This is a genomic window from Synergistota bacterium (assembly GCA_021159885.1).
Lineage (GTDB): Bacteria > Synergistota > GBS-1 > GBS-1 > GBS-1 > AUK310.
Map to the genome: position 1 here is coordinate 40,689 of JAGHDO010000087.1, position 11,125 is coordinate 51,813.

Genomic DNA, 11,125 nt, shown 5'->3' on the forward strand with positions numbered 1-11,125 from the left:
TTTTGGGGTGCCTTATACGGTTGCTTTCGCTTTCCTTCTGAAGAACCATAAGCCTCCCACTAAGGCAAGGCTGAATAGCACTATACTTATGTTTAATGATGCTGCTGCGAAGGCGAGAGCCCCTATGACTAAGCGTAACCATAGTTTTATCTTTCCTCTCAGGTATCCCGTGATCGCTATTGCGAACATGTACATGACAAGTATGGTGGCCAAGAGGTAATATATTATTTCCAGGGCTATAGAGAAACTCCAAGAGTTCACCGTTATCAGAAACATCTTAGGATGCATGAAATATATATATGGGCCTATGTATCCGGCTAACGCGTATTTTACCGAGTTCCGCGCGGTTTGCCAGAAATCTCCGCCTGCGAGGGCTGATCCCGCGTATGATGCCAAGGCTACCGGTGGCGTGAGATCGGCGAGAATTCCGAAGTAGAATACGAAAAAGTGAGCTGCAAGCAGTGCTACTGGGGGTCCATATCCTAACACTTTCTGAACATATATTCCGCTCGTATTAGCTACGGCATTGTAAATAGCTGGGGCTGCAACAAGAGATGTTATAACGTAATTTGCTGTAGTAGGCACTCCCATGCCGAGAATAAGGCTAAAGACCATTGCCATAATGAGCAGGAGAATAAGTATTCCACCGGTAAGGTCTATAAGCTTATAGCCAAGGCTGGTAACCAGTCCTGTCATGGTTAGAACTCCCTGTATTAGGCCAGCACTCGCCGCGGCAAGCATAACCGAGGTGCTTGTTTTACCTGCATCTATCATGGATTCAAATGTGGCTTTATACATCTTTTTGCCTTCTTCACTCTTTGAGAAATATCCGACGAGAAGGGAGAATATGATACCGAAAGTTCCGCTCATGAATAAGATGGATTCTTTTCTTATGCCAGTGAGCTTAGTTAAGGCGATAAAGGCTAAGAAAAGGATGCTTATAAAGAACTTTTCGTTAAACTGGACATGTTTTGATCTTAATCCCAGAGCGAGGAGAAGTACAGCAAGCACTCCCAACACGATTGAGGTGACTTTAGCCAAGGTTGCTCCCGTAAACATGAGTAAAACGGTAATTAGGACGATGGTGGTGTAAAGCTGCTCATGCCCAGGAATCTCATCTTTGGAGATCCAGGCAACCCATATGGCTATGCCAAGTGAAGAAACTGCTGCTATGTGTGGAGCTATTCCCCAAACGAGGGCTACGGTTATAACTATGATTGGAAGAAGTATATAAAGCTTTCTTATGAAATAGGATACTGGAGTTAAATTTTCTCTTGGAAGCCCTTTAAGCCCTAACCTTTTAGTCTCGAGATCTATGAAGATGTAAACACCGGCATAATATATTAGAGCTGGTAAAACCGCAGCGATTATTATCCTGTTATAAGGAATTCCCAAAAACTGAGACATTATGAACGCTGCAGCTCCCATAATAGGTGGCATAAGCTGTCCACCTGTGGAAGCAACTGGTTCAACGGCACCGGCTGTTTCCGGAGGATAGCCAGCTTTTTTCATAAGAGGTATCGTGAAAGTCCCTGTGGTTAAGACGTTTGCTACAGAGCTTCCGCTTACTGTTCCCATTAAACCACTTGACACTACCGCTGCCTTTGCAGGTCCTCCGGATCTGGCCCCAAAGAGTGAGATCATAAGCTGGGTTATATAGTCGCTGACTCCTATCTTAAGCAAAAAGGCACCAAAGAAGATAAAGGCGAAGACGTAAATCGTCATAACAAAAAATGGAATTCCGAAAATTCCCTGATCAAGATAAAGGTATTGAACGAATCTTGACCAGTTGTAGTTTGTGTCATCTATTCCTATCGCTAAGAAGACGAGAACTATTGTCGGAAGTATCCAACCTAAGCTTCTTCTTGTTGCTTCAAGAACCAGAGCTATAGCTATTAGACCGAATACTATATCCCACTTGTGGACGAAGTAGTAGACCATATAAGTCGGATATCTGCCAAACATGTAGAACATACTTGCTAAACCCAATATTATGAAGAGATAGTCATAGAAATAAACTTTTTTAAGATACTTTTCCTTTCGTCTGAACGGATATAGTAAAAAGGCTATAACTAAGATCATTCCGAGAACGAAAGCTTCTCCTTGCTTATTCTGAAAACCATGTTGGAGAATCTGAATTTTTAATCCTAAACGTGATAAAAGGTCGTAAAGGGAGAAGTTAAATCTAAAAATGAAAAGGATTTCGTAAACTCCCATTGCTACTGCAGCGAGCTTAACGATGAAGTCAAGCTTAGGCGGTAAGGTCCTTGTTCTTTCAAGGATGACCTTTACTTTCTCTTCTGCTTTCTCTATTTTCTCCAGTTCTTTTTCCACTTCAATCCCCCCCAGCAAGTATGGAAATAAGAGGGACTTTGACTACCGCAAAGTCTACGATTCCCTCTCTTTTCATATCATGCACAATAAAATCGGAATTCATTCTTATAGATACATTATTGAGAGGAATAAACCAGTATTTCCATTCCTTTCCCATGAACATGTTGAGCTTTTTGATAAAAAAACCGTTTTCCGCTTTTTGAAAATCGAGAGGCTGTCCTGCATCAAACTGCTGCCATCTTTCTTCTACCGCCCAGATTCCCTTGCTATTAACTTTGTAGATATCCACCACCTTCGTAAGGGATACGCTGTGGGTGTAAGATATTATCATCGTTATAGTAGAACTAAAGAGGGGACAGTAAAACGTCCCCTCTTTAGTTTCGATTCTTAAAGCGCTTATTGGCAGTAGCGCTATTATGACGAGCGATAGAATTAAGATTACTATAAACTTTTGCTTACGGCTTGAGGTTAGCGGGTACCTTAAGGCCATGTTCCTCATAGAACTTTATGGCACCGGGGTGAAGCGGAATCATAAGTCCTTCAAAAGCTTTGCTCATCTTTATCTGTTTGGCGACCTGGTGTGCTTTTGCAAGGTCATCTATGCTGGTAAAGAATACTTTGGTCAGCTCATAAACGATATTATCGGGAACGTCCTTATCCACAACAAGTGTGGACTTGACCGCTATCGTTGGAGTATCTTCCTCCATGCCGTTGTAGGTTCCCTTCGGTATAACTACCTTTACGTAGAAGGGATAGCCCTGCTTATGGAGCTTGTTGATGACGCTATCGGGAACGGGTATAAGACGCACGGGAACTTTCACCGCTATCATGCTTATAGCAGGAGCTGGGAAGGCTATAACGGTAAATTCAGCATCCACCTGGCCAAGCACAAGGCTCTGAGCGGCTTCCTCAAAGGTCTGGTAAATCTTGTTGATCTTGTCCCATATTCCAGCGGCTTTGAGAACTCTCTCGGCGGTCTGCGCACATCCGCTACCGGCAGCTCCTACGACAACTCTCTTACCAACGAGATCCTGAAGCGTCTTAATGTTGCTGTCCGCTCTAACGACTATCTGGACTGGCTCGGGATAAAGCGTTCCAATACCTCTAAGGTCCTTAACTGGATGTCCTTTGAACTGTGCAATTCCTTTCCTCGCATAGTAAGTAACATCGTTCTGGATGATGGCAACCTGAGCTTCACCTTTTCCGATAGCTCTTGCATTCGCGACGCTTGCTCCACTCGTGACACCCTTTGCGGAGATTATCTTACTCTTCTTATTAAGGACTTTGGCGAACATGGAACCTATTGCGAAGTAGACGCTACCCGGTCCAGATCCGGTGTAGATGGTGACCTCATACTTAGAAGCTGCAATTGCAGTGGAACTAAATGGAATCAATGCACCCAGGAGCAAAGCAACTGCTACCGCTATACCTACTATCTTCCTCATGCTACAACCCACCTCCCGTTTCAGGTTTTACATGATATACATATTGATTTTAGTAAAAACGCCCGTGCTCGGCTCAGCTCATCACCTCCTTATTCCTCTTTTTCAACCCAATAGACCCTGTTTTCTTGCCAAATGTGCTCAAGCTCTTCGAGTTTTCCTTTGATCTTTTCTCTGCACTCCACTGCTATAAGAGCAATTATAGCGTTTAACGCACTAAAGGGAACAACGAAGGAATCAACAACGCTTATTTGAGCAAATGGGACTATAAGAGAAATATCGGCGTATTGAGTGAGAGGGGAATGTTCATCTGTTATGACTACCGTTTTAGCCCCTTTTTTCTTTCCCAGTGCTAATAGTTCTAATGTTCTTCGGGTATACCTCGGAAAGCCAAAGGCTATTATCAAATCGCCTTTTTCAACTGATGCCATTACCTCAAAAGTTCCCTCAATGTTGCTCCCTACAACGTGTATATTCTTAAAAAACCAGCTTAGGTAGAATCCTAAGAAATGTGCTAATGAATAGGAGCTTCGTAGTCCAACAATATATATAGAATTAGCACTGAGGATAAGCTTCACAACCTGAAGGAAATCTTCCTCCGAGATTTCAGTAAAGGCTCTCTTCAGCGTGTCGAAATCTGTTTGCAAAACATCCCATAGTACATTTTCCTCACTGCTTTCAACGGGGGAGTATATTCTATCCAAGGTTGTTAATCTTTCCTTTACAAGGTCCTGCATCGCGGCACGCATTTCCGGATACCCTGGATATCCTAAGGACACGGCTAATCTTACTACTGTGGATTCACTTGTTCCCGTGGCTCTTCCTAAGGCTGACGTTGATAAAAAGGCAGCTTTGGTATAGTTTTGAAGAATATACTCTGCAACAACTCGCTGGCGGGGACTCAGCTTTGGAAGCTTCTCTCTTATTCTTGTGAGTAAGTCCTTTTCTTTTTCCTTATGTTGCAACTGATCCAGCTCCTTAGAGGTTGTAAAGTGGTTTTACTGAAAAATTTTCTACAAACAAAATACCATAAAGGGAAATTTTTGTCAAGAATGCTTATATCATCCATCTTTTGACTTCTTCAGGGGATAGCTTGCGTGTTATAACGGTGGCTTCTTTGCCATTACTGGTTACCTTGACTTCCTGTACCGTGTCTTCAGGAGCATCGCTATATCTTAAAGTTATTCCAGAGGCTAACTCAAGAACGGAAGGAGAAATCTTCTTGCCTCTTAGGATAGCTATCGGTCCTGGAAATCCCTCTACTTTGAGAAGAAAATCCCCTGGTAAAAGGAGCTCCATCAACTTCTCATTCTCTTCCCTGTTTCTTCCAACAACAAGCTTTACATCTCCAATCAATCTGAAATGTCTTCCGAACTTGAGTAATATTGCTTCACTGAGATTAGCTTCAGGATCGTGTCTTAAAAGGTCCCTAACCCTTTTTGAGAAAACAGGGTCAGTTAAAATACAACCTCCCGCTGGTGAAGGGAAGAAATCGATACCCCATAGTTTTATTAGCTCCAGCTGTTTTTTACGAGATCTTCCACTGATGTCTAATAAATTTTCCCTTTTGATCCAGCCTCTCTCCTCAGGGATAGTAGGTGGCAGTAGTTTTGCTGAAAGTGGTCTCAATAGCAGGTTGTTAAGTCCGCTTTCTCGAGATATAATTTTCATTGCTTCTATTCTTTGAGACATAGGCCTTTCTCCCAAAACCTCTCCCGTTGCGACGAAGTGAGCTTCAATTTCTTTCATGTATTGCTTAGCTTTCTTAAGCATCATAATTTTACAATCTATGCATGGGTTTACGCCTTTACCCCTGCCGTATTTGGGATTTTTAACCCTATCCCAGATATCCTCACCAACATCAATTATCCTTAAATTAAGATTTAGTTCCTTTGCTGCCTTTTTAGCATTCTCGCTTTTCCAAAAGGGTGAGGAACAAAAGACGGGAAAGACCTGTATTCCCTCACTTCTAAGAAGCTGAGCTGCTATTATGCTATCTAAACCGCCTGAGAACAGTAAAACAGCCTTTATCTCACAAGAAGACATTTTCTTTTCCTTTTATCTGAGGGGGATCGATGCATTTTTTCACATCGATCCCCAAGTATCTTATTTAATAATAGTACCAAATCGTTTCGTATTCCTTGATATCCTCGCCTCTTTTTTCCATTTCTTTAAGATATCTGTCTATAGATGTATCCCAGTAAATGAACGGCTCAACTTCCGCAACGCCTTTTTCCCAAGGATGCCACATATAGATGCGTCTGCCATTAGGATATATAGCAAGAAGCTCTCTATCTTGCCATGCTCTTATATGATTCTTTCCAAGACGAGGCACGTTAAAGACTGGTTCATCAGTTCTAAACTGTCCTGGCAGGAGACGAGCTTCTTCCTTTCTCTCTTGCCATATTCTTGCTACTGGAACAAGATAGTCCTTGGTTTCTTCCTTGCCTTTAGGATAGAAGGTATAGTATGGATCTATGCCAACGAGCTTCATAGCTATTCTGGCTGCTACATTTTGAAATCTTCTACTGGTTTCAAGCGTATATACAAGCTGATTATAAACGTATATCCCTCTCTTTCTGAGTTTCATCACCGCTTCGGCTGTTTCTGGGGTGATCTCGTATGCGCTTTCAACATGGGTGACGACACAAATATTTCTTCTTCCAGGCTCTATGTAGCTACCGATAAGATCTGCAAGCTCATCAGTGATCCGCATAGGTAGGGTAACTGGAGTTCTGGTTCCCCATCTTATTTCAATTATATGGTTCATTTTGGCTAATCTATCTAATAAATATTTTATCAGAGAATTCCCAAGAACGAAAGGATCTCCTCCCGTTATTAACACTTCTTTTATATGGGGGTGATTTTCATACCAGTCGAGGACTTTGTTTAAATCCTCCTTAGGAGGAAGGGCTCCCGGCATCATTGGTCCAGTTATTTCCCAGTTCCTTTGACAATATACGCATATTTGAGGACATGTATCATAAGGTTTCAGTATAGCTATCATAGGATATCTTCTTGTGACAAGCTCGATGGGAGATGTATCGTGCTCTCCCATAAAATCGAAGTAATATTCTCTATCTTCTTTGTGCATTGACATCAGTTTTACATAGTGGAGTGGAGGAATAACCTGTGAGCGGACCTGGTGGTCATATTTTCTATCGCTTCTTTCGAAGTCAAAAAGGGAAAGATAATATGGAGTTATGCCGAAAGGAATATCGTTTTCAACAGCTATTCTTATCGCTTCTTCATCCTCCTTGGTTAGAGGAACGAGCGCTTTAAGGTGTTTTAAGCTATCCTTGCCTCTTATTATGTGCTTTATGTGCCACCTGTAGTCGTACCAGTCTTCCTCACTGCCGCCAAAGTAGCTTAATATTTTCTCTCTGTTTTTCTTTCTTTTTTCTATTACTTCTTCGTCAAGACCTGATGGGTGTCTTTTTATGAACTCCCAAACTGCTTCTGAAAGCTTATCAAGATAGTTTGAGCGAGCTATTCCTGCTGCTCTCCCCTTGATTTTACTGAAATCTACGAGCTTGGCTCCCTTTTCCTCAAGCTTTTCCCATATCCATCCCTTGCTGAAGTTAGCCCTTCCTTTTGCTCCTCTAAAAGCGTATATAAATTCCTTGACAAAGCCGGGTTCCAGATCATCTACAAGCTCTCCCTTACCTAACTTGCGGAGTATCTCCAGTGTGCTAAATCCAGCCAACCTCTCGTTTCTCGGCGATATGATGTTGGTTAAAGCTTTTATGCTCTCGAGGGCTTGTGCGTAGTCCAGCTTATGAAGTTCTATTTCTCCGCTTCTATACTTCCATTCCAGATCTTTAAGATACCTTAGGAGCTTTCCTCGTGCTTCTTCCAGAGTTTTGCTTTCTGAGAGCATCTCCTTAATTTCGGGGTTTTCCTTCCAGAGAGTATCTAAAGCTTCCCTAATTTCCTCAACATCCTGAGGGGGCTTTTTCAGAGCCACTTCCATAACGCTTCACCTCCACATATGTTGCAAAAATTTCTGCACAGAAGATAACATAGAGAAGTTTTTTTGTCAATAGAGGATAGAGGCTGAAATAAAATTAAATTACCGCTATGTGTCCATCAGCGCGGGGTTCAGTGGCGCCCAATAAGGCTCCATTTTGGAGCTTCCAGATCATCTGTCCTCTTCCGAAGGAGGAGGCATCATCGCTGAAATAGACCTCATGCCCCATACTTAAAAGAGCTTCTGCTATGTGTTCTTTAAAGCCCCTCTCTATGTAAATTTTTCTTTCTCCCTTCCACTGCCATCTTGGGGCATCTAAAGCCTCTTGAGGATTCATTTTCCAATCAATAACTCTACATAGAATTTGGAGATGTCCCTGAGGCTGCATAAAGGCTCCCATTACTCCAAAGGGACCAATAGGTTTCTCATCCTTCATCAGAAAACCGGGGATTATAGTGTGGTAAGGTCTTTTACCTGGCTCTAAGAAATTAGGGTCTTTGGGGTTTAGACTAAAACTATACCCCCTGTTGTGAAGGGCTATTCCGGTTTCTGGAACTACAAGTCCTGAGCCAAATCCCGTAAAATTGCTTTGTATGAATGAAACCATATTTCCTTCAGAATCAGCAGTAGCAAGGTAAACCGTTCCGAACTCCTTGACCCTATCTGCTTTTGGAATATAAGCTTTTTCTCCTATAAGGGCTCTTCTGGCCTTCAGCCTCTCTTCACTGAGGAGTTCTTCTATAGGAATCTCTTTAAAGCGAGGGTCTGATATAAAAGTGAAGGCATCTTCAAAAGCGAGCTTTATAGCTTCTATCTGGAGGTGAATAGCTTCCGGGGTATCTGCTGGCGGAAGATCAAAACCAGAAAGTATTCCCAGAGCTATCAGGACTACTATTCCCTGAGAATTAGGGGGAAGTTCAAGAACCTCATAGCCTCTGTAATTGATACTTATGGGATTAACTTCCTCAGGTTTGAAAGAGGCCAAGTCTTCCTTTCTTATATAACCACCATATCTTTCGGAGAATGAGACTATCTTTTCAGCGAGCTCTCCCTCATAAAAATCTCTGGAGTTACTCTCGGCAATTTTTCTAAGCGTTTTGGCATGATCTTTTAATTTAATTATCATTCCTGGTTCCGGTGGTTTACCTTCTGGACAAAAGGTCTTAAACCAGAAGGTAAACTCCTCACCAGAGAGCTTTGAGTAGTTATCGAAGGCTTTTTTCCATCCCTTTCCTACTTCTGGGGATACGGGAAAGCCCTCTTCAGCGTATTCTATGGCAGGTTCAAATAGGTCTTTAAAAGGAAGCTTGCCGAACTTTTTGGATATGTAGAACCAGCCTGCAGGTGCTCCAGGAACAGTGACCGGTGTAAAACCATACTTAGGCATTTTCCTCAGTCCCAGATCGAGAAGTCTCTGAGCGCTAAGAAGCATGGGGGCTGGACCGCTTGAGTTTATCCCAAGGATTTTTCCATCTTGGTAAATTATAGCGAAGGCATCTCCTCCTATACCGTTGCTTGTTGGCTCAACCACGGTTAGGCATATTGCGGTAGCTAACGCTGCATCTATAGCATTGCCTCCACGTTCTAAAATCTTTATTCCTGCTTGTGCTGCCAAAGGGACAGATGTTGCTACTATTCCCTTTTTAGCATATACGACGTTTCTTCTTGAGGGATATCTATATGAAAGAGCAGAGAATTCCATCTTTATCCAAATTTCCCCGTTAGGAATTCTTCCGTTCTTTTGTCTTTTGGTGCGGTAAACATGCCTTTCGTAGGGCCAAACTCCACGAGTTCCCCCAAGTAAAGGAAAGCAGTTAGATCGGATACCCTGCCAGCTTGGGCTATATTATGCGTTACCAAAATTACAGTTACAGTATTCTTAAGCTCTATAATAAGCTCCTCTATTCTCGAAGTGGCTATAGGATCCAAAGCGGAAGTAGGTTCATCCAAGAGAAGAACGTCTGGATTCATGGCCAGCGCTCTCGCGATGCATAGCCTCTGCTGTTGTCCTCCTGAGAGGAAAGTGCCAACTTTATGCAGATGATCCTTTACTTCATCCCAAAGAGCTGCCTTTTTGAGAGACTCTTCTACTATTTTATCAAGCTCGCTTTTGGGAAGCTTTATACCGTTTAACTTATATCCTGCGATAACATTATCGTATATACTCATGGTAGGAAAGGGATTTGGACGTTGGAATACCATGCCTATTTTCCTCCTTACAAGCATAGGGTCCATGGTATATATGTCCTTGCCTTGAAGGAGAACTCTTCCCTCGATCTTAGCGTCAGGAGAGAGCTCATGCATACGGTTTAGACATCTTATAAAAGTTGTCTTGCCGCATCCTGACGGTCCCATAACTGCGGTAACCTTATTTTGGGGAAAGGATAGGCTAATGCCCTTCAAAACCAGCTGTTCCCCATAATATGCTTTTAAATTTTCCGTCCTTAAAATCTCGTTTTCCATCTTTTAGCCATCACCCTCGCTATTATATTAAGTATAAGTATCATCATTACAAGTACGAAGGAAGCTCCCCATGCTATTTTATGCCATTCTTCATATGGACTTGTGGCGTAGTTAAATATCAGCAGAGGAAGTGAACTCATGGGCTTAAATATATTGATGTTCAAATATGGACTGCCAAAGGCGGTAAAAAGTAGGGGAGCAGTTTCTCCCGCTATTCTTGCTATTCCAACCAAGATTCCCGTTAGTATCCCACTTAATCCTGCGGGGAGAATAACTCTTAATATGGCTCTATAATATGGTACTCCAAGCGCTAAAGCTGCTTCCTTTAAGGATTCTGGTATAAGTTTTATGGTTTCCTCCGTTGAGCGTACTACGAGTGGAAACATCATTATTCCTAATGCTACTCCTCCTGCAAGGGCTGAGAAACCTCGCATAGGCATTACAACCCACACATAAGCTATAATACCTATCACTATTGATGGAACGCTTTGCAACACCTCTATACATAGCTTAGCTATGCTTGAAATTCTGCTTTTTTCCTGCTCCGCCATATATATTCCAGCTGCTATGCCTGGTGGTATGGATAAGAGGCTTGCTATACCGACTATTATTACCGTTCCAACCAAGGCGTTAAGTATTCCTCCTCCCTTTTCTCCCACAGGCTTTGGTAGACTGGTTATGAACTCCCAGTTTATAACGCTTAGACCTCTCTGCGCTATGTAAAGCAGAATGAGAACCAAAGGAGCTACAGATATAAGAGCAAGCGCTATTATCGATATCTTAAAGAGCTTATCTTTAAGCAATCTTAGCTTAAGATTACCATTCCTATCCAAGGCTTCTTCCTTCCTCCACGCTTAACCTCTTAATGATGTATCTTCCAATTATTCCCACAACGGTTGTAATAATAAGCAGGAAA

9 protein-coding genes are annotated in these 11,125 nt (G+C 42.3%); all 9 read right to left on the reverse strand.

The genetic code is table 11. From position 1 onward, the window contains the following. Window positions 1–12: 12 nt before the first annotated feature. Window positions 13–2,340 (reverse strand): TRAP transporter fused permease subunit, encoded by a 2,328-nt coding sequence (locus J7M13_08765; protein ID MCD6364067.1) that lies wholly within the window; start codon window positions 2,338–2,340, stop codon window positions 13–15. After that, a complete protein-coding gene (locus J7M13_08770) occupies window positions 2,336–2,824 on the reverse strand; it encodes a DUF1850 domain-containing protein (GenBank protein ID MCD6364068.1) in 489 nt (162 codons plus the stop codon). Before J7M13_08770 ends, J7M13_08765 begins: the two co-directional genes overlap by 5 nt. Continuing rightward, complete coding sequence (locus J7M13_08775; protein ID MCD6364069.1) at window positions 2,790–3,779, reverse strand: TAXI family TRAP transporter solute-binding subunit; 990 nt, start codon at window positions 3,777–3,779, stop codon at window positions 2,790–2,792. The genes J7M13_08770 and J7M13_08775 overlap by 35 nt, the downstream gene beginning before the upstream one ends. A gap of 89 nt (window positions 3,780–3,868) precedes the next feature. Next, complete coding sequence (locus J7M13_08780) at window positions 3,869–4,741, reverse strand: MurR/RpiR family transcriptional regulator (protein MCD6364070.1); 873 nt, start codon at window positions 4,739–4,741, stop codon at window positions 3,869–3,871. 91 nt (window positions 4,742–4,832) lie between these two features. Then, on the reverse strand, window positions 4,833–5,822 hold the full coding sequence (locus J7M13_08785; protein ID MCD6364071.1) for a tRNA 4-thiouridine(8) synthase ThiI: 990 nt from the start codon (window positions 5,820–5,822) through the stop codon (window positions 4,833–4,835). Between the two features lie 64 nt (window positions 5,823–5,886). Then, complete coding sequence (locus J7M13_08790) at window positions 5,887–7,749, reverse strand: KamA family radical SAM protein (protein MCD6364072.1); 1,863 nt, start codon at window positions 7,747–7,749, stop codon at window positions 5,887–5,889. A 94-nt stretch (window positions 7,750–7,843) separates the two neighbouring features. Further along, window positions 7,844–9,448 carry a gamma-glutamyltransferase gene (gene ggt, locus J7M13_08795; protein ID MCD6364073.1) on the reverse strand — a complete coding sequence of 535 codons (1,605 nt, stop codon included), beginning with the start codon at window positions 9,446–9,448 and terminating at the stop codon, window positions 7,844–7,846. 2 nt (window positions 9,449–9,450) lie between these two features. Next, a complete protein-coding gene (gene pstB, locus J7M13_08800; protein MCD6364074.1) occupies window positions 9,451–10,209 on the reverse strand; it encodes a phosphate ABC transporter ATP-binding protein in 759 nt (252 codons plus the stop codon). Next, window positions 10,191–11,042 (reverse strand): phosphate ABC transporter permease PstA, encoded by an 852-nt coding sequence (gene pstA / locus J7M13_08805; protein ID MCD6364075.1) that lies wholly within the window; start codon window positions 11,040–11,042, stop codon window positions 10,191–10,193. The genes pstB and pstA overlap by 19 nt, the downstream gene beginning before the upstream one ends. Window positions 11,043–11,125 lie beyond the last annotated feature (83 nt).

What these genes read in the sequence shown, in the direction of transcription:
- J7M13_08785 (MCD6364071.1), bottom strand. Translation starts at nt 5,822, where the DNA reads ATGTCTTCTTGTGAGATAAAGGCTGTTTTACTGTTCTCAGGCGGTTTA.
- J7M13_08770 (MCD6364068.1), bottom strand. Translation starts at nt 2,824, where the DNA reads ATGGCCTTAAGGTACCCGCTAACCTCAAGCCGTAAGCAAAAGTTTATA.
- pstB (MCD6364074.1), bottom strand. Translation starts at nt 10,209, where the DNA reads ATGGAAAACGAGATTTTAAGGACGGAAAATTTAAAAGCATATTATGGG.
- ggt (MCD6364073.1), bottom strand. Translation starts at nt 9,448, where the DNA reads ATGGAATTCTCTGCTCTTTCATATAGATATCCCTCAAGAAGAAACGTC.
- J7M13_08790 (MCD6364072.1), bottom strand. Translation starts at nt 7,749, where the DNA reads ATGGAAGTGGCTCTGAAAAAGCCCCCTCAGGATGTTGAGGAAATTAGG.
- J7M13_08775 (MCD6364069.1), bottom strand. Translation starts at nt 3,779, where the DNA reads ATGAGGAAGATAGTAGGTATAGCGGTAGCAGTTGCTTTGCTCCTGGGT.